Annotated in this window: 25 protein-coding genes and 2 pseudogenes; 20 read left to right on the top strand and 7 right to left on the bottom strand. The window is 43.2% G+C overall.

Annotation, left to right across the window (positions count from 1 at the left end; genetic code table 11):
* Positions 1–111: 111 nt before the first annotated feature.
* A complete protein-coding gene (locus QMY49_RS24925; protein WP_283315080.1) occupies positions 112–426 on the top strand; it encodes a DMT family transporter in 315 nt (104 codons plus the stop codon).
* Positions 427–511: 85 nt separating this feature from the next.
* On the opposite strand, the gene QMY49_RS24920 is transcribed toward QMY49_RS24925, so the two are convergent.
* Positions 512–1411: a DMT family transporter gene (locus QMY49_RS24920; RefSeq protein WP_005451620.1), complete on the bottom strand. Its 900-nt coding sequence runs from the start codon at positions 1409–1411 to the stop codon at positions 512–514.
* Positions 1412–1561: 150 nt separating this feature from the next.
* On the opposite strand from QMY49_RS24920, the gene QMY49_RS24915 reads away from it, so the two are divergent.
* The 4 genes from QMY49_RS24915 to QMY49_RS24900 all read left to right on the top strand — a co-directional run bounded on the left by QMY49_RS24915 (position 1562) and on the right by QMY49_RS24900 (position 4537).
* Positions 1562–2014 carry an NUDIX hydrolase gene (locus QMY49_RS24915; RefSeq protein WP_005451621.1) on the top strand — a complete coding sequence of 151 codons (453 nt, stop codon included), beginning with the start codon at positions 1562–1564 and terminating at the stop codon, positions 2012–2014.
* Positions 2015–2027: 13 nt separating this feature from the next.
* A complete protein-coding gene (locus tag QMY49_RS24910) occupies positions 2028–2582 on the top strand; it encodes a GNAT family N-acetyltransferase (RefSeq protein WP_239924711.1) in 555 nt (184 codons plus the stop codon).
* A 3-nt stretch (positions 2583–2585) separates the two neighbouring features.
* Positions 2586–2996: a GNAT family N-acetyltransferase gene (locus QMY49_RS24905; RefSeq protein WP_005451623.1), complete on the top strand. Its 411-nt coding sequence runs from the start codon at positions 2586–2588 to the stop codon at positions 2994–2996.
* A gap of 128 nt (positions 2997–3124) precedes the next feature.
* Positions 3125–4537, top strand: a complete 1413-nt coding sequence (locus QMY49_RS24900; protein WP_283315074.1) for a coniferyl aldehyde dehydrogenase — start codon at positions 3125–3127, stop codon at positions 4535–4537.
* Between the two features lie 439 nt (positions 4538–4976).
* Here the strand turns inward: QMY49_RS24900 and QMY49_RS24895 are convergent, their stop codons facing one another.
* Positions 4977–6737 (bottom strand): ABC transporter ATP-binding protein/permease, encoded by a 1761-nt coding sequence (locus QMY49_RS24895; RefSeq protein WP_283315073.1) that lies wholly within the window; start codon positions 6735–6737, stop codon positions 4977–4979.
* 294 nt (positions 6738–7031) lie between these two features.
* On the opposite strand from QMY49_RS24895, the gene QMY49_RS24890 reads away from it, so the two are divergent.
* A complete protein-coding gene (locus tag QMY49_RS24890; RefSeq protein ID WP_029789393.1) occupies positions 7032–7451 on the top strand; it encodes a PaaI family thioesterase in 420 nt (139 codons plus the stop codon).
* A gap of 2 nt (positions 7452–7453) precedes the next feature.
* Here QMY49_RS24890 and QMY49_RS24885 read toward each other — a convergent pair whose 3' ends face one another.
* Complete coding sequence (locus QMY49_RS24885; RefSeq protein WP_009696756.1) at positions 7454–7894, bottom strand: YybH family protein; 441 nt, start codon at positions 7892–7894, stop codon at positions 7454–7456.
* 187 nt (positions 7895–8081) lie between these two features.
* Here QMY49_RS24885 and QMY49_RS24880 point away from each other — a divergent pair, with 187 nt between their 5' ends.
* Together QMY49_RS24880 and QMY49_RS24875 are read left to right on the top strand one after the other, a co-directional pair.
* Positions 8082–8420 carry a winged helix-turn-helix transcriptional regulator gene (locus tag QMY49_RS24880; protein WP_005451632.1) on the top strand — a complete coding sequence of 113 codons (339 nt, stop codon included), beginning with the start codon at positions 8082–8084 and terminating at the stop codon, positions 8418–8420.
* Between the two features lie 151 nt (positions 8421–8571).
* On the top strand, positions 8572–8802 hold the full coding sequence (locus tag QMY49_RS24875) for a hypothetical protein (protein WP_038898888.1): 231 nt from the start codon (positions 8572–8574) through the stop codon (positions 8800–8802).
* An 84-nt stretch (positions 8803–8886) separates the two neighbouring features.
* Here the strand turns inward: QMY49_RS24875 and QMY49_RS24870 are convergent, their stop codons facing one another.
* Positions 8887–9501 carry a 3'-5' exonuclease gene (locus tag QMY49_RS24870; protein WP_009696754.1) on the bottom strand — a complete coding sequence of 205 codons (615 nt, stop codon included), beginning with the start codon at positions 9499–9501 and terminating at the stop codon, positions 8887–8889.
* 175 nt (positions 9502–9676) lie between these two features.
* Between QMY49_RS24870 and QMY49_RS24865 the strand changes: the two genes are divergently transcribed.
* The 4 genes and pseudogenes from QMY49_RS24865 to QMY49_RS24850 all read left to right on the top strand — a co-directional run bounded on the left by QMY49_RS24865 (position 9677) and on the right by QMY49_RS24850 (position 11228).
* Positions 9677–10159 carry a tetratricopeptide repeat protein gene (locus tag QMY49_RS24865; RefSeq protein WP_274879647.1) on the top strand — a complete coding sequence of 161 codons (483 nt, stop codon included), beginning with the start codon at positions 9677–9679 and terminating at the stop codon, positions 10157–10159.
* A 149-nt stretch (positions 10160–10308) separates the two neighbouring features.
* The gene (locus tag QMY49_RS24860) at positions 10309–10563 is read left to right on the top strand and encodes a nicotinamide mononucleotide transporter (protein ID WP_005451639.1); all 255 of its coding nucleotides are present in this window, start codon (positions 10309–10311) and stop codon (positions 10561–10563) included.
* Positions 10564–10622: 59 nt separating this feature from the next.
* Positions 10623–10715 (top strand): annotated as a pseudogene (locus QMY49_RS24855) (ADP-ribose pyrophosphatase); the annotation flags it as partial.
* Positions 10716–10748: 33 nt separating this feature from the next.
* Complete coding sequence (locus QMY49_RS24850; protein ID WP_283315062.1) at positions 10749–11228, top strand: DUF6795 domain-containing protein; 480 nt, start codon at positions 10749–10751, stop codon at positions 11226–11228.
* 118 nt (positions 11229–11346) lie between these two features.
* Here the strand turns inward: QMY49_RS24850 and QMY49_RS24845 are convergent, their stop codons facing one another.
* On the bottom strand, positions 11347–12294 hold the full coding sequence (locus tag QMY49_RS24845) for a hypothetical protein (protein ID WP_283315060.1): 948 nt from the start codon (positions 12292–12294) through the stop codon (positions 11347–11349).
* Positions 12295–12718: 424 nt separating this feature from the next.
* On the opposite strand from QMY49_RS24845, the gene QMY49_RS24840 reads away from it, so the two are divergent.
* Both QMY49_RS24840 and QMY49_RS24835 read left to right on the top strand, forming a co-directional pair.
* The gene (locus QMY49_RS24840) at positions 12719–12979 is read left to right on the top strand and encodes a DUF5062 family protein (RefSeq protein WP_025557554.1); all 261 of its coding nucleotides are present in this window, start codon (positions 12719–12721) and stop codon (positions 12977–12979) included.
* Between the two features lie 240 nt (positions 12980–13219).
* Positions 13220–13714 carry a YcxB family protein gene (locus QMY49_RS24835; protein WP_283315058.1) on the top strand — a complete coding sequence of 165 codons (495 nt, stop codon included), beginning with the start codon at positions 13220–13222 and terminating at the stop codon, positions 13712–13714.
* Between the two features lie 255 nt (positions 13715–13969).
* On the opposite strand, the gene QMY49_RS24830 is transcribed toward QMY49_RS24835, so the two are convergent.
* Both QMY49_RS24830 and QMY49_RS27335 read right to left on the bottom strand, forming a co-directional pair.
* Positions 13970–14539, bottom strand: a complete 570-nt coding sequence (locus QMY49_RS24830; RefSeq protein ID WP_283315056.1) for a DUF6795 domain-containing protein — start codon at positions 14537–14539, stop codon at positions 13970–13972.
* A gap of 198 nt (positions 14540–14737) precedes the next feature.
* A pseudogene (locus QMY49_RS27335) lies at positions 14738–14857 on the bottom strand (IS5/IS1182 family transposase); the annotation flags it as partial.
* A 37-nt stretch (positions 14858–14894) separates the two neighbouring features.
* Here QMY49_RS27335 and QMY49_RS24825 point away from each other — a divergent pair.
* The 6 genes from QMY49_RS24825 (at position 14895) to QMY49_RS24800 (ending at position 19848) form a co-directional block, all read left to right on the top strand.
* On the top strand, positions 14895–15155 hold the full coding sequence (locus QMY49_RS24825; RefSeq protein WP_283315054.1) for a hypothetical protein: 261 nt from the start codon (positions 14895–14897) through the stop codon (positions 15153–15155).
* Between the two features lie 1113 nt (positions 15156–16268).
* Positions 16269–16679, top strand: a complete 411-nt coding sequence (gene hxsD, locus QMY49_RS24820; RefSeq protein ID WP_053053169.1) for a His-Xaa-Ser system protein HxsD — start codon at positions 16269–16271, stop codon at positions 16677–16679.
* A 2-nt stretch (positions 16680–16681) separates the two neighbouring features.
* The gene (locus QMY49_RS24815) at positions 16682–16915 is read left to right on the top strand and encodes a hypothetical protein (protein WP_025523441.1); all 234 of its coding nucleotides are present in this window, start codon (positions 16682–16684) and stop codon (positions 16913–16915) included.
* Positions 16908–18371, top strand: coding sequence for a His-Xaa-Ser system radical SAM maturase HxsB (gene hxsB / locus QMY49_RS24810; protein ID WP_101960291.1), 1464 nt, complete (start codon positions 16908–16910; stop codon positions 18369–18371). Before QMY49_RS24815 ends, hxsB begins: the two co-directional genes overlap by 8 nt.
* Positions 18372–18373: 2 nt before the next feature.
* Positions 18374–19531, top strand: coding sequence for a His-Xaa-Ser system radical SAM maturase HxsC (gene hxsC / locus QMY49_RS24805; RefSeq protein ID WP_053053174.1), 1158 nt, complete (start codon positions 18374–18376; stop codon positions 19529–19531).
* Positions 19531–19848 (top strand): hypothetical protein, encoded by a 318-nt coding sequence (locus QMY49_RS24800; RefSeq protein WP_192875312.1) that lies wholly within the window; start codon positions 19531–19533, stop codon positions 19846–19848. The genes hxsC and QMY49_RS24800 overlap by 1 nt, the downstream gene beginning before the upstream one ends.
* Positions 19849–19974 lie beyond the last annotated feature (126 nt).

The raw sequence follows: 19974 nt of genomic DNA, 5'->3' as shown, positions 1-19974 counted from the left end.
TGTGTTTTTTGTATTTCGTCTTTTGGTTATAATGCGCGCTCACAAGAAGTGAGGACGACCTCACCGCTCTTATCACTATCGGGGACGACCCCAATCATTTGGAATCTCTCAATGGCTTGGGCAATTCTATTTCTCGCGGGGCTATGCGAAGTGGCATGGGCGGTCGGTCTTAAATACTCGGAAGGCTTTAGTAAGCTTGCGCCGTCTGCCTTTACGGTCGGGTTTATGGTGTTAAGCTTTTGGTTACTTGGTATTGCACTTAGAACATTACCTCTAGGCATTGCCTACGGTGTTTGGGTCGGAATAGGGGCTATAGGAACTGCGATTGCCAGCATCTATTTATTTAATGAACCAGTCACGTTAATCAAGCTCATCAGCTTGCTGCTCATTGTTGCCGGTATTGCTGGCTTAAAGTTCGCAGCTTAATTTAGTTGAGCTGTCAAAAGAAAAGCCAGAGTCTTGCTCTGGCTTTTGTTGTTTGAAACCAAGGGATTCCTTTATAAAGAGCTTATTATCGCTTCATAAATGGCAGTTTTAGGTGCTGTCCAAAGACATTAATCAAAGCGCCAGTCACGATGAGAGCTCCCCCCAGATATGTCCATGCCGCAGGCAGTTCTCCAAAGAAGACGATACCTAACACAACAGAAAAAATGATCTGTACATATGAGTAAGCCGATGCTTTACCAGCTTCTTGTGTTTGCATTGCCTTCGTTAACCCCAGTTGTCCTATCTGAGTAAACACACCAACCAAAACAAGCATCATTGTTAGATACAAATCCGGCATGACGAATTGATCGCCAATCAAAAGAATCGATGCAGGCAGCGCCACTAATGGGAAATAAAAGATGATGACAGAGCTGTCTTCTGTCTGGCTTAGCTTACGTACGATTACATACGCAATAGAGCTGCCAAATGCGCCTAAGATAGCAATCATCACACTGAACATTGGTAAGGCATGTTCGGCGTCTGGACCAGTTTCTGGTCGCACCATGACGTAGACCCCAAGTAAACAAAGGGCGATACAAATAAACGTCGAGAACTGGATACGTTCTTTAAGGAAGAAAACGGCGAGTAAGGCAGTAAATACAGGGTGGATATACTGGAAAATGGTCGCTTCAGCCAAGGGCAAAGTCGTAACGGAATAGTACACGCACATCAGAGCCATGGTTCCAACGGCACCGCGAGCAAAGAGCAAGGGCTTATTATTACCCCAAACGGATATACCTTTACGTTTTACATCGAGATAGCTGATCACTAACGAAACCAGCGCCCTAGCGGCTACGATTTCAAATACGGGAATGCCGTGTAAGCTAACGTGCTTGACCGTGGCAGACATCAGTGCAAAACCAAACGCGGACAGCACCATAAAGCGCACGCCAATGGGAATCATTGAGTTGAGTGAGTTAGGCATCTTACTGCTCGTTTATTGGGGGAGATCGCACTTTAGCACACTAAACTCACAAAAAGATCAGTGCGCTGGGATAAAGCCCGCGTTTCTTTTTGAACCGAGGTAGACTGTCTTGCTCAGAGTAAAAAACAACAATTTCTAAAGGAAAAGTGGATGATTCCTATTCAAGCAACGCATGTGTCCGGTGTGGTGATTTCTGAATTCGACGGCATAAAGAAAATGCTATTACTAGAACGAGTAAAAGGCGGTTACTGGTGTCATGTCGCTGGTGGTGTCGAAGAGGGGGAAACTGGCTGGCAAACGATCGTACGAGAGCTTAAGGAAGAAACACAGATTGAAGATGTAGAGCTTCATACTGCAGATTTTCTCGAACAGTTTTATGAAGCGCACAAGAATCGAATCATGGTTATTCCTTGTTTTGTATTATTCTGCAAACCAAATCAAACAGTAACGCTTAATCATGAACACACCGACTACCGTTGGTGCACGTTAGAAGAGGCAAAACAGCTCGTACCATTTGCCAATCAACATCACCTGTACGAGCATGTATGGAAACACTATGTTGAAAGCGAACTGACGCCATTCACTTTGATCAAGCAAAGTTAACTACGGAATCACTATGTACCAAGGCTATGAACAACATCAGGCACTACAAATTACTGAGCGTATTTCCATTGAGCCTTTGCTGACTAAACATGCTTCTACCTTGCTCTCTGTGGTTAATGAGAGTCGGGAGAGTTTATCTCAATATCTACCTTGGACAGACTGGGTCACTAACCGTAGAGAAGCGGTGGCGTATATTTCTCAACGGATTAATTCCAATGCTCTCGATGCTTATTGGTTTGCGATAAACCTAAATCAAGAGTTTGTCGGTGTGCTTGGTATCAAAGGCATCGAAACACAAAGCAAAGCAACCGAGATTGGATATTGGTTGGCGGAGAAAGGTCGGGGTCATCAAATAATTGATTTGGTCTTGATGAGTTTGGTGCCACTGATTCGAGAAAGAGGCAATGCCAAAGCGATCCAATTTCATTGCATGGAAGACAACATACCAAGCATCAAAATTGCAGAGCGCGCTGGTGCGACGCTAAAGGAATACATTGATCATGATTTTGAGATGCTCGACGCCAGTCAGCGTTTGGGCATTTATGAATTGCATTTGAGAGAGTCGTAACGCATGAACATCAGTATAGATAAAATCACTTGGCAAGATGCGATGCCAATTCGCCATCAAGTACTTTGGGCAAATAAACCCATCGAACATTGCAAAGTAGAGGGCGACGAGGAAGCGGAGCATTTTGGCGCATTCGTCGACAGCGTATTGGTGGGGGTGGCGTCGATATACCGAGATGACAATCAAGCTCGATTGCGCAAGTTTGCTATCTTGCCTGAGTATCAAGGGTTGGGTATTGGTTCATCCATGATTAGATATGTGTTAGAAAGTCTTAAGTTCTCACCTGTTGAATATTTCTGGTGCGATGCGAGAGAATCCGCACTGGCTTTTTACGAAAAATTTGGGATGAACGTTGAAGGCGAACGCTTCTACAAATCTGACGTCTCTTACTACAAGATGAAACTTGCGCTTTAACCGAAACAAATCTGAGTTTGAACTCTAACTTCCTTATTGCGTTAATAGTCAGGATGTTGCCCTTATGTTAACTTTAAATCATACATAAGTGCGACATTGCCCTAGATTGGGTGCACAAGGAGAAAATCATGAATGCGATCGTCGACGTCGAAGTTGGTCAACTGCTGCAACAAAAATTGGATAAGCTCAAAGCTGCATACAATGCCGAACCTTATCCGATCTTAGAGGTAAGAAAACAGAAGCTTAACCTTCTTAAGAAGACTATTTTGAATAACCAGCAAGCGCTGGTGGAAGCCTTAAGTGAGGACTTTGGTTACCGCTCTGAATTTGATACGGCAATGACGGATGTATTGCCGACGGTTGCTCAAATCACTTACACCTTAAAACGCCTTAATAAATGGTGTAAGCCAAGTCGCCGTCATTCTGGTTTGTTACTTGCCCCGTCTAAAGTCACCGTTGAATATCAACCTGTTGGTGTAGTGGGTATCATTTCTCCTTGGAACTTCCCTGTAATTCTGAGTCTCTCGCCATTAGTAACTGCGCTTGCGGCAGGCAACCGAGTTATGATGAAACTGAGTGAATTCACTCCTATGACCAACAAGGTGATTTCTGAGATTTGTCGAGCGTTGCCTGAAGATGTGGAGGTGGTTGAGGGCGAAGCCGAAGTGGCTCAAGCGTTCAGCAAATTACCGTTCGATCACTTGCTGTTTACTGGCTCTACTAATGTTGGTCGCGCGGTTGCTCGTGCTGCCGCGGAGAATTTAACCCCAATTACCTTGGAGCTCGGTGGTAAGTCTCCAGTTATCGTGGCAGACGATGCTAACTTGAACAAAGCAGTTGATGCGATTTTGTTCGGTAAATGCATCAATGCCGGACAAATTTGTGTTGCGCCAGATTATGCCTTTGTACCAGAGGGAAGGGTTAACGAGTTCGTCGCACTCTTCTTACAACGCTTTGAAGCGCTGTACCTCAAAGGTCAAGAAGAACAAGGTTTTACTCATATCATCAATCAGCGTCAGTACGACCGATTAAAGGCGGTATTGGAAGATGCCAAAGCCAAGGGCGCGGAGTTACATACCGTGCCTGAAACGAGAACAAAAGGTCGACGATTATATCCGCACTTAGTCACCAATGTTTCGGAAGAGATGACCATTATGCAGGAAGAGATCTTTGGTCCTCTTATGCCAATCAAGCCTTACCGTGATATCCAAGAGGTCATCAGCTACATCAACCAGAATCAACGCCCACTTGCGCTCTACATCATGTCAGAAGATAAGAGCATTATTGAGCGAATTACCCGTAACACTCACAGTGGCGGGGTCGGAGTGAACGACACGATTTTGCACGTTGGCGCGGAAGACGCACCATTTGGTGGTATTGGTGAATCTGGTATCGGTCACTACCATGGCGAGGAAGGGTTTAGAACCTTTAGTCACGCCAAAACCATCCTGAGTACACCAACGTGGCTACCTCGTGTAGGCATGTTGCTGGAACGTCGTGGCATGGCGATCAAAGCATTGCAAAAGTTCTTTATGCGTTAACGCTATTGATATTGGAACTTCAAGAAAAACGTTCTGCGGTAGAGCCGGAGGTCTATGACTGACTCATATTAGCTGCTGGGCAAACAAATAAGCGCACCTTAACATATCGTCGTGGTGCGCTTTTTCATATTTATACCCAAGTAACCTCGAGATGCTAGGTTCAGCGAGACTGACTTGGTTTGTAGACGCGGCGGCGATTTAAAGGTTTAGTGGGTCTAAATCAAGAATCGGCAACAAAGTATACAAGCCAAGGCAGCTCGCCCTTTGGGAGCGTGTCATTGACCCGATTGCTGCGTCAAACAACTTGGAAAGAGCTGGCTATTACACTGCGTTGTTTTCCTTGCTCTCGAATCAATGACAACGCTCTGAATCCTGCATCTTGAAGTCACTTGGTATAGTTTCTTTGTTTCGTTAACATCGCTAGCGTTAAACGCCGTCGCTATTCTAGATGTTTAAACTGCAACGCGACCAATCGTTGATACAGTTCACAGCTTTGCATCAGTGATTGATGATTACCGATATCAATCACTTCGCCACCGTCGAGTACTGCAATTTTATCTGCGTGCTGAATTGTCGATAAGCGGTGTGCGATGATCAACGTAGTGCGGTCTTTCATCAAGGCTTCAAGCGCTTGTTGAACATGATGTTCACTTTCACTGTCCAGTGCGCTGGTGGCTTCATCAAGCAGCAGAATTTTCGGATCTTTTAGAATTGCGCGAGCAATGGCAATTCGCTGTTTTTGACCGCCAGATAGCCTTACGCCACGCTCACCTAAAAAACTATGATAGCCGTCAGGTAGCTTTTCGATAAATTCATGAGCATGGGCTTTCTTTGCTGCTTCAATCACTTGTTCGTCTGTGGCTTCCGGATTACCGTAGCGAATATTGTGGAATACATCATGGCTAAACAATGCGGGTTGCTGTGGGACTAATGCCATTTGGCGGCGAAGATCGTTAGGATCGAACTGTCGAATATCTTCACTTCCAAACAATACATGTCCTTGCTGCGGGTCGTAAAATCGTTGTAGCAGCTCAAACAGCGTTGTTTTACCGGCACCAGAAGGACCAACCAAGGCTAACACTTTCCCTTGTTCTGCTTTGAGATTTAATCCTTTAATAGCTGGCTGATCGGGGCGAGAAGGGTAGTTGAAGTTCACTGAGTCAAACGTGACTTCAGCAGGCATGCGGTCGGTAATAGTAAGGTGATGGCTTGGTGCACTGATATCACTCTCAACTTGCAGGATCTCAATCAATCGTTCGGTTGCACCAGCGGCTCGTTGCAATTCTCCCATCACTTCAGAAATAGTGGCAGTAGAGGATGCAACCATGATGGCATAGAACACAAACGCAGCTAAATCACCAGCCGACATCTTGCCATGAATAACGTCACTGCCACCTACCCAAAGCATGCCTGCAATAGCGCTGAAAACAATCACAATAACGCCGGAGATCAAGATTGCGCGCTGTTTGACGCGTTGTCTGCCAACCTCGTAGGCTTTTTCTACTTCGACAGCAAACGCTGCGCGTTCATGCTGCTCTGAGCTAAAGCTTTGCACCGTTTTTATGTGTTCTATCGCTTCGCCAGCGTAGCTGCCCACATCCGCCATTGTGTCTTGGCTTTGACGCGATAAAGCACGAACGCGCCGACCATAAACTAATATCGGCACCAAGACAAAAGGCACAGACGCCAAAACTATCAAAGTGAGCTTAACGTTAGTAGCGAACAACATAATGATCGCACCAAAGCACATCAATGCACTGCGCATCGCCATGGAAAACGACGAACCAATAATGCTCTGAAGTAGAGTCGTATCAGTCGTGAGGCGAGACATAATGTCGCCGCTGCTGTTGGTCTCAAAATAGCTCGGATGCAGGGTAATCACATGATTAAACACCGTAAGGCGAATATCTGCGCTGACGCGTTCTCCAACCGAAGAAACCAGGTAGAAGCGGAAGAACGTTCCAACGGCAATACATAAAGTGACGGCAACAATAAACTGAATCGCGTTGGTTAGCTCTTGTAATGATTGCTGAGCAAAGCCTTGGTCAATCAAGATACGTACGCCATAACCGACGGACAACGTTAGGCTTGCTGTCGCAACAAGTGCGACTAGGGCAGCAGCGACACGCCATTTATAAGGCGAAATAAAGGTGTTGAGTTTAAGAAGAATGCCAAGGTTTTTATTATTTTTACTGCTCATGAGTAGCTCACAAAGCTTTATAGGTACTTGGCATAGTAAGCGACTTTTTGAGACGTGACCAGTGGCGCGTCTGATTCGAGTCATGGTTCATTAGTTAAAAAGAACACAGTCTCATGGAACCTAATTTCTCACTATTTGTTATTGGCATATGCTAATAATGAGGGCTACAGTTCATATCCCATTACCAATGAATAAGCGCCTCTCACCTTTGAATGTTGAGTTAGATGCATGATTCGTGAACGCTCTTATTAAAGCAGCTTAAGTTCAGAGACGTCTCAGATACAGAAGGATTTTATGTCACACCACAACCCCAAAAACCACCAGCAGTGTGCAGTGTGTTGCCAGCCATTTTTCAACGCCAACGATACTGTTCAGTTTTCCCAGATGCCGAATGGCGGCGTGCAGTGCGAAATCGTACCAACAGAGAAAGTTCAGGGATATCAAGGTGTCATGCAAGGCGGAGCAATCTGCGCTTTGCATGACACGGCTATGACCCACTGCCTTTTTGCTCAAGAGATATGTGCGATGACAGCAAAGCTCGAGGTTCGCTTTATCAAACCGGTTCCCCTTAATGCCATCATTCGCGTTGAGGCGCATTGCGTAAAGAGCAAACGAGGAATGTTTCTACTACAAAGCGAAATCTATGTGGGGGAACAATGTTACTCAAAAGCAGAAGCGAAGTTCATGCAGCATGTTGTCGACGCCGAATATTGACCTCAAAAGCCATTGGGATTATCGATAACATAAACCCAACCTCCATCTACATAATGCATGACTTCTAATGCCGTTCCTTGTATCGCGTTTTTTGTCTGAGTTGCACCTTGCGAAGTGTTCATTATTTCCCAATCTGAACGCACCATGGCAATGTCATCATTAATGTGGATGGAAACGCGCTTTGTATGCATGGTGACATCGCCTTTCATAAAACCTTCCAATACGCGTTTGATCGCTTCTTGCCCTTTGGCTTGATTGCCTTCTTTATCCAAAATAAATACCGCATCTTGATGGAAAAGTGTTCCTAATCCCTCCAAATCTTTATCCGCAAAGTATTGACCAAATAATGCGTGTAACTCTGATGGTGTTTGTGGCTTCGGATAGAGCGTCTCCGCATGTAAACCAAGTGAGACAAAAGAAATAAACAGAAAAATATATCGCATAACGTAATCCTCTAATTATTGGCTCAGGCAGCTTTCGTCCCTTTGCCTAATTGCCAATTCAAGATAGAACGGTTAGTTACGAATTAAAATTAGCTTCCCAAAAGTAACTAGTTACTCTCAGGTAACTAATGGTCTGAGGTGTAGTGTTTGATTACACTGGCGGTAAAAAACGGATTAGGGAAGGGCGATGTCGTCAAAAGTAAATCATCAAGTACAGCCTGTTGGCTATTGCAGCGTGGATAAATACTTAACATTGATATCGACTAAGTGGACCGCTCACATCGTTTGGTTGCTCGGGCAACAAGAAGAGATGCGATTCGGTCAAATTCGCAAGCAATTGGCGCTGGTTTCAAGCAAGGTGCTCACCGAACGCTTGAAGTTACTGTGCGAATATGGGTTTGTTTGGCGAAAACAAGAAGACACTATCCCTGTGACTGTGAATTATGGTTTAACCCCAAAAGGTAGAGAGTTTGCTAGTGTTGTCGACATCATAGTCCAAAAAGTTGATGACTGGGATGCCGAGTAGGTTACGTATTTAACCCCTTAGAACCCTTATGTAGAAACTAATAGATATGTTGATTGCATCTGATTGTGGAATGAGACTGAGAATTAACATATACCTGTATTACCGACCTTAAAAAAGAGTCACAATCATTACGGTTTTGACGGGTTGATTTATGAAATTTAATACATCTATTGACGATAATTTTGCTTCTTTCTACGACAGAGAGAACGACAACTATGTCTTTGTCGAAAGTACGGATAATGAAAACTTTGATGTAACAATAGGTACGGCAAGCGGCGCGACTTTGATAGGTACTGTATCTGCAAAAAATGATGAGGAGCTGAATGCTAAGCTCGAAGCTCTGTATCAAGGTTTTATGATGAAAAACGAGCGTGACTCTTAACGATTAGGTATTTCTAATCATAAACAACCATAGATTATTTACCTTTACTATGATGCTTGAGAACAAACATCATAGTCGCGAGATCTAAGCACGGTTTTTCGCGAGTAGCAGATCGACTTTCCCTTTCGCTGTTTTACTTACAGTTTGCATAAACTTAAAGCTTGGATTGTGAATGCCGGATTGCTCCAAGCCCTCGACCATTTCAATCCAGAGTTTTGCTGTCATCTGTGCATCGGCTAACGCTCGGTGAAAAACGCCGTCATTATCGATGTTTTTGAAGCGAACTAGTTCTCCGAGTTTATGAGAAGGAGCATCTTGAATTAAACGTCTTGCCACTAGCAATGAGCATGCAAACTCGCCTGAGTAACCACAGTTGATTCGTTCAAGCTCCGCATCGAGGAAGCGCTTATCAAAAGATGCGTTGTGGGCGATAAGGTTTTCACCGGCAATGAACTCGCTGAATGATGCCATCACTTCATCGCAGCTTGGTGCGGTGCGTAACATGTTATTGGTAATGCCAGTGTAACCCTCGATGAAAGAACTGACTCTAAAGCCTGGGTTCATCAGTTGCTGAAAACTATCGACAACCTCACCGTCGACTAATTTTACTGCACCGATTTCAATGGCGCGGTCACCCATATTCGGAGAGAGACCAGTGGTTTCAAAGTCGAGTACGACAACAGAGTTAGCTTGGGGCATGAAAGTTTTCCAACTGAACGATAAGGGGCAAGAGTATCAACGAAACGGATACAAAAAGAAAGGTTATGATGGGTAGACTGTGTGAGTTAGGTTATTTACTATTCTTGATTCATTCCAACAAAGACATTGCGATTGCGCGCTCTTTAAACGAGCGCTTTTAGCTTCGAGGGAAATTATGGAAACGATCATCAAACAAGCAATTGAGCTGCGAAAAGAAGCTAAGTATCAAGCGTCGAGAGCGTTACTTACAACACTACTAGACGATGAACATTTTGCCGCAAAAGCGCACTTACAAATCGCTTGGTCGTACGACAATGAAGGCAAAGAGCAAGAAGCAATCGGTCATTACTTGTCTGCACTTTCAGGAAGACTCTCTTCGGTAGAAAGATTTGATGCGTTGTTCGGCTTAGCGAGTACCTACCGAAGCCTTGGCGAGTATTCAGAGGCATTAAGCTATTTTGAACAAACGTTGGATGAATACCCTAATGCGATCGAAGTTCAGCCTTTTTATGCAATGTGCCTTTACAATGTGGGTCGACATAAAGAAGCCACATCATTGTTACTCGAACTCTTAGTGTCCACCACCAACAGCGATGCAATTAGAGAGTATCAGCGAGCCATTTCTTTGTATGCTCGAGATCTCGATAAAACTTGGTAGCTTTTGGTTTTAGTAATCATCAAGTATTCAAAAAAGATTCACTACGCGCGGCATTTACGCTGTGTTGTTTTTATCATTAAAGTGGTGTGTTAAAGCTTCATTAAGGCGCTTGCTCACCGCTTTAAAGTGTTACATCCATGGAGAGGATAATGGAATACTTTCAGTACTATGGGATCGACTGGGTTGCGATGGTACTTACGTTTCTTGCCATTTGGCAAATCGGAAACAAGAACAAAATTGGTTTCATCTTAATGATGTGTGGAAACACCAGTTGGGTTGCAGTCGGGTATCTCACAGGCAGCGTGGCAATGATAATCGCCAATATCATCTTCTTCTCTATGAACCTACGCGCTATCATCAAGTGGTCGAAGCCAGAGCAAAGAACTAACGGCGTTGAGGTGTAGTCGTTTACCAAAACTACACTGAGGTAGAGTGAAAAAGTAGCGCTTTTGAAGGATGTAATGTGAATAAAGAAGTAAGAGTTGGCGCTACGACCATTATCCTTCGTGACGGAAAAATAATGCTTGGTGAGAGAATTGGTTCTCATGGTGCAAACGCACAATAACAGTTGCATTTTTTGTTTTTTATTATGAGTTATAGTGACGTGTTTAGTTATTTTAAACCCTATAAGCTAGTAGTTAGCCCTCCTATATCAGGTACTGTTTTAAAATACGGGGAGCCAATTGACAATATCGAAGTGACCCTGCTTGCGGGTTTTAGTCAGTATTATGAAAGAACTACTATGACAGACAAAGACGGTAGGTTTCATTTTGAGCCAATCATTCACCGTCAATGGTTTAAGCCGCTGTCAATCAACACAAATTTAATTGGAATTCAGATCACTGCAAATATAAACAACAGTCAAATTTTAATGTGGTCTTCACATACTGGCTTGGATACCCATGATTATGTTATTGATAATTTGGAGAATCTAGAGTGCGATCTAGATGACTCTTCTTATGAATATCACTTTAAAAACCGAGTTGTACCAAACGGTCGCGAGCACTCGGTTTTTGGAATATGCCGCCTTCGAGGATATGACGAAAAAATACATCGAGAGGATTTATAACTCCCTTCTCTCCAAAGTTAACTTATCTGCCTCATCAATTGATTTCAAACAAGGAAGACCAGAAGCGCGGTCTTCCTTGATAGTCTTATACGAGGGTATCTTTGAGAAGGGTTTAGCGTTATCTATTTGTCATATTGTACTGAATAGTTTGGCTAAAGTTTGGCAGTGTGACCTCTAGCAGTGCCACATCTGGCAGAGTATCACCGTCGCTGTTCTGGTATTGATAGCGGTATGTGCTGACTGCATCGCCAGCGGTTTGTTTCATTGATTTGATTGGATGGAAGGCAAGACCAAAGAAATCTAAGTCTACCTTCCACTCTTTCACTGGATCCACATAGTAAACACCATAAACCAATGAACCATCATCCACATACTCCATTTCAAAGGTTTTGGTGCCTTTGCCGAACAACTTCTGAGTTGCTTTTTTGATTTCGCCATTCGGGTAGTATTGCAGCAAGAGGGTACTCTTTTCCTTTGGTGTCGAGAGCTTAACCTCACGGATTTTTCTTAACTTACCATTTTCATGGTAGGAGTAATGAAATTCGCGAACAGACATATCGTCGCCAGACTGCGGTACTTGGCGGCGTTGAAGAAGTTTGCCATCAGCACCATACGTATATTGAATTCGATATGTCGCGATAGGTGTACCGTTAAGATCGGCAGCCTCATCCTGAAAGACTTGCTTATTCTCAACATCAACTTGACCGAGTTCGTTATAGCTGTATTGAGAGATGAAGTTTTCTTTGGTGTGTCTAACGTAACTGTTGATTGAGCCGTGCTTCATTAGCGCACGTGCAGATTCCAAAAAGCCTGCATCGTTATAGGCGTAGTCAAATGTACTGTCTGCGTAGTCGCGCTGTGTTACTCGTCCTAGCTGATCGTATGAGTACGCGCCAGCTACAGTCAGCTGCCCTTGGTTAGACTTTGCTATTTGTGTTAAGCGAGATTGGTTTGCAGTGACCAGACCTTGGTCAATGTAATCTTCAAACACAGAATAGTGTTCGTAAGCCGTAGCGTTAAATGCAGCGAAAATTGCCAGACCGGCGAAGCTTCTTTTAATGTTCATAGTTAATAGCCTGTTATTTATGGTTTTTATTAATTTTTCAATCGGAATAGAGGTTAAACTCGACCGATGTAAGCGTCCTCAATTTCAGTATCGAGAAGCAAAGCTGAGCTTATCAGTAGGATTTTATAAAGTAAGCATAAATGTGATAATAATTATCATTTAAATTTATTTGTTTGAGATTGATTCAAAGAAAAAGCCAATGAAAAGGCTCAGAGGCCATAAAAAGAGGGGGCATTTTGAAACCAGAAGCAATGTGGTGAAGTGACCTACCTACATTGCTGTGTCGCCAATATCAGCATGCCTGGTCGTTGTTTAATCAGTTGCGTGGCAATGTTAGGGAATCTTACTAATATGCGAGCTTACTAACACGCCATACGTGACACTTAATGTATTCTTACTGGAAGCGAAGAAGAGGAATCTATCAATGTCAAAAAGCTCCAAGCTTCAGAATGAAGACAAACTGGTTAAGAAGGCACTAGAGATTGGCGGGAAGATGGCGAAGCTACAAGGTTTTGACCTTCCTCAGTCACCACAACCTCTAAGAGTAAAAGCGATTTATTTATTCTTGGTCGATGCAAAACAGATAACGCCACTGCCGGAAAGCAAGCTAGACGGCGCAAGCATCAAACACAGACTGGCAGTGTGGATACACAGTGCTTTGCCAGATAACGACCCTCTAAAGTAGAAAACTCAAGAAGTCGCATAGGTCATTGATTAACATAGACCATTAATTAACGGGGCGAGCCAAATGGTTCGCTTTGCTTGATCTTGGCAAGTGCACTAGGGTCTTCGAATGTTTCGTTATTATTGATTTACAAAACAGAATCAAAAGGACTAAAGATAAACCAAGAGAAGCGCTACAATGCACGCGTTGCGAGAGAGCAACCAAGTAGACTCATTCACAGAAACCTTAAAGTAACCATACATGTCTAAAGATTTCGAATTCACCACAGAATACACACTCGACAAACCATTCTTTGCTGAGTGTTATGACCAAACTAGCCAGCCAGTTAAGTTCCCACACGCATACCTGAAAGGGATCTTGTTTCTTATTTTTGGTGTGGTTTTATTGGAGTTTGAACTGCTACCTAACGGTTATGTGGGTTGGTTCTTTATCGTATTGAGTGTGATTGAAGCGTTCAGTGTGTACTGCAAGCGAACGTGGTGGCTGTGGCGTCAAACCATTAGTTCAAGCCGTGGCAACAAAGTGGTGTTTGAAGTTAACGCGGATGGCGTGCGCTACAAAAGCGGTAAAATCGATCGCAGCCTCGCTTGGAAAGAAATCGACCAACTCGAACAAACCGATTTGGGCTTTATCCTTCATATTGGTAAACAACGCCAATACATCAGCAAATCTTGCTTAAACGAAGAAGTCATCGCGTTTATGGTAGAACAGCACGCTGTATCGAAAGCGAGCTAACAAATTCTTACTTTCAAAAAAGGCGAGCCAGTGGGTTCGCCTTTTTTGATCTTAGGATTTGGTGTTCATGGGGTAACTCTGATACTGACTCAAAAACTGAATCACCACATTCGGCGCTACAGGAGGGGCATTTCACGAGCCTAGGAATCTCCCTAAGCGTACAGTGGGAATCAAACCCGCATCGTCAGCTTTGAAGGAGGCATAGTACGGTTTTTGGAAGAGAAATTGGTCATTAAATCTATTTAATATCAACTATTACGTGTCCTTGTTTAGTAATGTTTTTTCAGAAAATCCTTTCAAATCGCACCTACTAATAATTTCAAGATCGAGACCATTCTCAACAAATTTATTTTTAAAAAAATAATGATATTCGTCCGAATTAATCACACAACTTAAATCAAGAAGATTATCTGAAATAAATTCATAGGGTTTCACATCAGAAAATCGAGCTTCTAGTAAGTAGTGTTTTTTGCCATCTACAAAAATGTAAATGCCAATGTAGCTAGAGGACTCATGAAGGGCAGGTTCTTTAAACGTCTGATAGTGGTATGTGGGTTCGAAATGAAAATAACCCTTTTCTGACGTCATTGTCTCGGTGATATAACGGTTGTTAGAAAAAGCCGTGTGTAGATAAACTACCTCGCTAGTAAACGCTTTCCCGTCTAAGTATAATCTGCCAGTGATCTCTGAGTTAAGTGTGTATTGAAACTTTTTTGATTTGAAGAAATTAAACATATCTGCGTTACAACCTGTTGAGAGCAATAATATTGTGGCACTCATAAGGAAAACCAGTATTTTGACCATTCGCTTGCCAATCTCGTACATAGGTCAACTCATCCCCCCGCGTAGGCGATACTATGTCCTAATGATCTCAAGTGCTAGCCTAGGGCTGCCCCAGTTTTCAAATTAAGTCATGCTAAATCGTATATTTAGGCGCACTTTAAAAAATAATGTAAATAATATGTCCATTACTTTCATGGTTGGCTTTGCTGCGTAATTCGTTGTCGAAACTGAGCAGTCTTATTTAAATTGATACTCACCCAATACGGCAAGTTTTAGGCATACCAAGCCCATTTTCGCTTTAAAACTCACATCAACGTCTTTGGCTCGACGGCTGATACAACTGTAGTGTGGGCTGCGAAGTTCGTCTTCAAACTAAAGCCTCGCTTAAAATGAATTTATGGAATCACATAATTGGATACATGACTTATTGCTGTCTGACGACCACGATATCGAGAGTATTGATGTCTCTTACCTTGTTGGCGAAGGTAAATATGCCGCTGAGTTTGATGTTCGATGGCGCGGTGATTTTAAGGATGGTTCGTTTACTGACCTAACCGTAGCCCAACGCTGGGTAATGTACGAATCGGAACAGTTCGATCACCCAGTGATTGAGAACTACGTAGCGGTGGTGAAGAGCAATAACCTGACTAATGATTAGGGGAGGTAGGAACAAGTTGCCCTTGATTGGCATGGTTTTAACACTCTAAAAGTCACAGCCCCAGTCAGTTAACTCATATAGTACTAAGAAGGCGAACCATGTGGCTCGCCTTTTTCGAGCTTGAAGCTTGGTGGTTAGTGGATTACTCAAATTTAGATGCACAAGCCGAACCATTACACTCGGCGTTTCTGCTGAGTCATTCCAGCGAGCCTAGGCGAGACTAGGAATCTACTTACCGCGCGTTAGGTTCTAATAACAGAGCAAATTTGGGGGGAGTTATTGAAATGACGTCAAGCAAACATTTATCAAGAGCTGAATAGAAATTTTTATGCAATCAATTAAATATTGCTTTTGAAAGCTGAGTTCTTTATCTGTATGTTGTGCGGAATCTTGTGGCATACTATTGAGCAAACTCATTAGTGGGACTTATCCTAGTGAGCTATCCTTGTCCCACTATTCTCAAAGTACGAAAAAATGGGCGTCATTGTACGTCTCTTATTTCCAACGGACGAGTTGATGTTTACCTAGTAAATCGTTCTCAAATCGTTACCAACTTTCAATGCAACCTTGCTCAAGAGCCGCAAGTCGCTACTAAGCATCGTCTGATGAGCTGTGATGGCTGCTTTTGATAGCTCGCTTGGTTATTTAACGCAATAGGGCTAATGACTAACCCTTAGGAGTGTGGCTCAGGAGCAAAATCACGCCTTGATTTATTGTTTGATTTTTTTATAAAAATCAATGCATTAAATTTACATGGGTGCGAAGTGGGGATTTTAACACTAACGGTTGCAAATTGAGGTGATTAGTCTCTACGGTTAAATATGACCCACAACAAAAGGGAGCATAGTAGCATCGTTTTATATCAATCAATTTAATATTAGGGTGTTAATGATAGTTTTCGCGTTAATATTTACGGTTGGCTTTTTTATAGGTTGGATGACAAAGGAACCTAAGGTGGAGTTAGCTCAAAAGTGAACTCTAAATTGTAATCGCGCTGTAAGGGGTAATAAGCCTCTTTTCTTTCTAGGCGGTTATGCCAGCAGTTCTCTTATTAATTGTACACCTGTACTGGGTACATAATCCGACCGATTCTTAACATGTAAGACTTTATTAATGAATATTACAACTCTTCACAATGAGCTGGGTGTAGCTGGTCAAGTTACTTTTTCCAAAACCGCGTACCCAGTTGAAGCATTGCTAAAAGTAGCGTACGACTTCACCGGCGAATTCTACGTATATATTGGTGAAAACAGTGAGAACTATGAAGTGAACATCGCTTTTTCTGAGAACCGTAATCCATCTGCAGATGATGTGGTTGCCACGTGCGGTCGCTTCATGAATGAAGTGTGTGACCAAGCAGTTCGCCAGATCGTTCTCAAAGAAACTGGAGCTATTCGTGAAGCTATCGTATCCGCTGCGTTTGCTGAAGCAGCTAAGGGCATCGAGAACAAAATAACTCAAGTACCTGGCGTTAATGACAAGTACAAAGATGATCCGTTAAACATCTTGGCTCAGAAAGGTTAGTTATGAGTTTCACACTATCTTTGACAACTTGCGACATGTCAGCTATCAGCGACGCACGCAAAGCATTTAAAGAGCACACTAAGGTTGATGTGCAGAAAAACCAAGGTACTGTATCTCTTGATTTTCAAGTGAACCAAGAATACGGTCCTGAAGAGAAGCAACAAGTAATTGGTTCTTTTCTTAACTACGTTCTACAAGCTACGGCTATTAAAAAGTTAAGTATCGATCATGGCTAAGTTCTTACCATTATCCGAATTCACCGATGCGGAAAGTTACCGCTTGATGCCTTTCAAGCTATCACGCTTCTCGGAAAAAGAGCACCTTATCAGTAATGACTTTGGTGAATGGATGCTCCTAAGCAACGAAGCGGTACAAGCATTGGTTAACAACCAACTGGTCCCAACATCAAAGCTTTACCGCGAACTGAAATCGAAGCACTTCATTTACAGCGGTGACATAACGTTAGGTATGGAAATCTTGGCATCTAAGCTAAAGACCAAGAAAGACTTTATTGTCGGTTTCAGCAAACTTCACATCTTCTGTATGACATTACGTTGTAACCATAGCTGTTCTTACTGCCAGGTTAGCCGTAAGACAGAAAATGCGGACAAAGGTTGCTACGACATGAGCGATGAGGTTCTCGAACGCTCTATCGATATCATGCTACAGAGCCCATCTATGTCCGTCACTATGGAATTCCAAGGCGGTGAATCTCTACTAGCTTTGAACCAGGTTAAGAAAGCGGTACTACGTGCGAAAGACAAAAATGAGCACGTAGGTAAAGAAATCGTATTTGTTATCTGTACGAATCTTACGAACGTTACTCGCGAAGACCTTGAATTCTTCAAAGAGCATAACGTAGAAATATCTACTTCCCTTGATGGTCATGCTGCGCTACACAATCTGAACCGTCCTACGTCTGGCGGAAATAGCTACGAAAAAGTGACCCGTAGCTTTGATATGGTTCGTGAGATGTATGGTGAACTTCGCTTGTCTGCACTTATGACGACAACCAAAGAATCACTCAATTACCCGAAAGAGATTATTGACGAGTACGTTCGCCAAGGTTTACACCAAGTCTTTATCCGTGAACTTAACCCGTACGGTTTCGCGGAGAAAGCTGCGCGTAAGATCGGCTACACAACAGATGAATTCCTACAGTTCTACAAGAAAATGTTGGATTACATCATTGAAATAAATAAGAAAGGCATTCCTTTTGAAGAGTGTTTCGCTGGTCTAATTCTGCGCAAGCTTATGACACCTTGGAGCATTGGATTTGTTGATCTGCAGAGCCCAACAGGAACCGGCTTCAACGTAACGCTGTACAACTACAACGGTAAGGTTTACCCAAGCGATGAATCCCGCATGATGGCCGAAACTGGCGATGATACTTTCTGCTTAGGCAATGTCTTGACAGATACCTATGAGCAGTTGTTCTTTGGTGAGCCAATGCAACTAATCGCGTCAGCAGCTTTGAACGAAGCATTGCCGGCTTGTAGCGATTGTGCATACGCACCGTTTTGTGGTTCGGAGCCGGTTCGTCGCCTGCAGACTCAAGGTGATGTGGTTGGCCACCGTCCAACTGATTCATATTGCTACCGTAACAAAGCTATCATCCAGCACATTATTAACTTGTGGCTGAATGGTGATGCAGAAACAAAAGCAATCATGTTGCGTTGGATGCGAGGTTAATTGTGGAAAAGTTCAAAGTAGCGCTGAAGTCGGAGACTACTGGTATTCAGGGCGAACAACTAGGTTTAGCTGTATGCTCATGGTCTGACGAGTATCAGGGCAAAAACGTACTGTACTACTACAAAGGTGGTGAGCTAGATCAAACGATGTTGGAGAAGGCTTCCCTTATTGTTACCAAACAACCAGTAGGCGAAGTAAGCTTACCAGTGGTCAAGATTGATTACGATTACTTAGTAGAAGGGTCAGTACTACAGATCGCACCAAGTGGTAAAATCCGCGTGATGTTTAACCCAGAGTCGGGCAATAATGCGCTGTTCGTAACGGACGCGTGTAATAACTATTGTGTTATGTGTCCGCAACCACCTAAGCCAGTCTCAATTGAGCACTGTACTGATTACTTGTTAGAGATTATATCTCTGATTCGTGAATGCGATGCACCAGAATCACTTGGGATAACTGGCGGTGAACCGACGATGATTCGCGAAGGCTTGATTGAGGTGATTAACAAAGCATCAGAGAAATTTCCCGAAACAGTTATCCAACTGCTATCAAATGGCCGTTTCTTTGCTTACCGCGACTACACGAAAGAGCTGGGCGCTACGACTAAGAAATTGTTTGTAGGTATCCCGCTGTTCGGTGCAACTTCAGATATCCACGATTACATAGTTCAGGCCAAAGGCGCATTTGAGCAAACTATCAATGGTATTTATGAGTGTAAGCGGCAAGGCATCGAAGTAGAATTGCGCGTCGTTCTTCACAAACATACTGTAGAAGAGTTGGACCTATTAGTTGAGTTTATTCATCGCAACTTACCATTCGTGAATCACGTGGCCCTAATGGGGATGGAGAACATGGGTTTTGCGAAGATGAATTACAAAGATTTGTGGATCGATCCGGTTAAGTACAAAGCAAAGTTATCCCGTGCGGTTGGGATGCTCACTCTGTTTGGTATGAACGTGTCTGTCTTTAACTTGCCGTTTTGCCTTGTCGAACCATCAATTTGGAATCATTGTCGTCAAAGCATTAGTGACTTCAAAACTGCTTACCACCCATCTTGTGAATTGTGCAGTATGAAGTCGGAATGTTCCGGTTTCTTCTCATCAACAAACGAAAAATTCTTGTTAACCGATACAATTAATATCGTGCCAGTGGAGGCATAATGAAACTACCATCTCTGAAGAAAAGTGGTGATAAATCACCTATTCGTAAAATCAAAACTCTAGTTACCGGCGTTCTAGCAGCTACACTATCTTTCAGTGCAGTAGCAGCTCCAGCAAGTGCACCAATCAGTGACGCCAGTTCTATCCTATCTACTCTGCAAGTAGAAGGCCAAGCTCGCGTGATCAACCTAGCTCCAACTGAAGGTGAGAACCTCCTAGCGGCACATTACAGCCACCGTTCTCACTCTAGCCATAGCTCACACCGTTCACACAGTTCCCATAGCTCGCACAGCAGTCACTACTCATACGTGAACTAGATACTGCTCAAGTTCTAAAAGAATGCTAAGGAATAGTGGCTTAGCTGCCCATATAAAAAAGGCGAACCAATCGGTTCGCCTTTGTCTATTTAGATTCTACTGATCACAGATAACTAAGATGGAAAC

The sequence above is a fragment of the Vibrio harveyi genome (assembly GCF_030060435.1).
Classification (GTDB): domain Bacteria; phylum Pseudomonadota; class Gammaproteobacteria; order Enterobacterales; family Vibrionaceae; genus Vibrio; species Vibrio harveyi.
The sequence above is the reverse complement of the archived record's forward strand: the minus strand, read 5'-3'. Positions and strand labels throughout refer to the sequence as shown.

What these genes read in the sequence shown, in the direction of transcription:
- QMY49_RS24925 (WP_283315080.1), top strand. Translation starts at nt 112, where the DNA reads ATGGCTTGGGCAATTCTATTTCTCGCGGGGCTATGCGAAGTGGCATGG.
- QMY49_RS24920 (WP_005451620.1), bottom strand. Translation starts at nt 1,411, where the DNA reads ATGCCTAACTCACTCAACTCAATGATTCCCATTGGCGTGCGCTTTATG.
- QMY49_RS24915 (WP_005451621.1), top strand. Translation starts at nt 1,562, where the DNA reads ATGATTCCTATTCAAGCAACGCATGTGTCCGGTGTGGTGATTTCTGAA.
- QMY49_RS24910 (WP_239924711.1), top strand. Translation starts at nt 2,028, where the DNA reads ATGTACCAAGGCTATGAACAACATCAGGCACTACAAATTACTGAGCGT.
- QMY49_RS24905 (WP_005451623.1), top strand. Translation starts at nt 2,586, where the DNA reads ATGAACATCAGTATAGATAAAATCACTTGGCAAGATGCGATGCCAATT.
- QMY49_RS24900 (WP_283315074.1), top strand. Translation starts at nt 3,125, where the DNA reads ATGAATGCGATCGTCGACGTCGAAGTTGGTCAACTGCTGCAACAAAAA.
- QMY49_RS24895 (WP_283315073.1), bottom strand. Translation starts at nt 6,737, where the DNA reads ATGAGCAGTAAAAATAATAAAAACCTTGGCATTCTTCTTAAACTCAAC.
- QMY49_RS24890 (WP_029789393.1), top strand. Translation starts at nt 7,032, where the DNA reads ATGTCACACCACAACCCCAAAAACCACCAGCAGTGTGCAGTGTGTTGC.
- QMY49_RS24885 (WP_009696756.1), bottom strand. Translation starts at nt 7,894, where the DNA reads ATGCGATATATTTTTCTGTTTATTTCTTTTGTCTCACTTGGTTTACAT.
- QMY49_RS24880 (WP_005451632.1), top strand. Translation starts at nt 8,082, where the DNA reads ATGTCGTCAAAAGTAAATCATCAAGTACAGCCTGTTGGCTATTGCAGC.
- QMY49_RS24875 (WP_038898888.1), top strand. Translation starts at nt 8,572, where the DNA reads ATGAAATTTAATACATCTATTGACGATAATTTTGCTTCTTTCTACGAC.
- QMY49_RS24870 (WP_009696754.1), bottom strand. Translation starts at nt 9,501, where the DNA reads ATGCCCCAAGCTAACTCTGTTGTCGTACTCGACTTTGAAACCACTGGT.
- QMY49_RS24865 (WP_274879647.1), top strand. Translation starts at nt 9,677, where the DNA reads ATGGAAACGATCATCAAACAAGCAATTGAGCTGCGAAAAGAAGCTAAG.
- QMY49_RS24860 (WP_005451639.1), top strand. Translation starts at nt 10,309, where the DNA reads ATGGAATACTTTCAGTACTATGGGATCGACTGGGTTGCGATGGTACTT.
- QMY49_RS24850 (WP_283315062.1), top strand. Translation starts at nt 10,749, where the DNA reads ATGAGTTATAGTGACGTGTTTAGTTATTTTAAACCCTATAAGCTAGTA.
- QMY49_RS24845 (WP_283315060.1), bottom strand. Translation starts at nt 12,294, where the DNA reads ATGAACATTAAAAGAAGCTTCGCCGGTCTGGCAATTTTCGCTGCATTT.
- QMY49_RS24840 (WP_025557554.1), top strand. Translation starts at nt 12,719, where the DNA reads ATGTCAAAAAGCTCCAAGCTTCAGAATGAAGACAAACTGGTTAAGAAG.
- QMY49_RS24835 (WP_283315058.1), top strand. Translation starts at nt 13,220, where the DNA reads ATGTCTAAAGATTTCGAATTCACCACAGAATACACACTCGACAAACCA.
- QMY49_RS24830 (WP_283315056.1), bottom strand. Translation starts at nt 14,539, where the DNA reads ATGTACGAGATTGGCAAGCGAATGGTCAAAATACTGGTTTTCCTTATG.
- QMY49_RS24825 (WP_283315054.1), top strand. Translation starts at nt 14,895, where the DNA reads ATGGAATCACATAATTGGATACATGACTTATTGCTGTCTGACGACCAC.
- hxsD (WP_053053169.1), top strand. Translation starts at nt 16,269, where the DNA reads ATGAATATTACAACTCTTCACAATGAGCTGGGTGTAGCTGGTCAAGTT.
- QMY49_RS24815 (WP_025523441.1), top strand. Translation starts at nt 16,682, where the DNA reads ATGAGTTTCACACTATCTTTGACAACTTGCGACATGTCAGCTATCAGC.
- hxsB (WP_101960291.1), top strand. Translation starts at nt 16,908, where the DNA reads ATGGCTAAGTTCTTACCATTATCCGAATTCACCGATGCGGAAAGTTAC.
- QMY49_RS24800 (WP_192875312.1), top strand. Translation starts at nt 19,531, where the DNA reads ATGAAACTACCATCTCTGAAGAAAAGTGGTGATAAATCACCTATTCGT.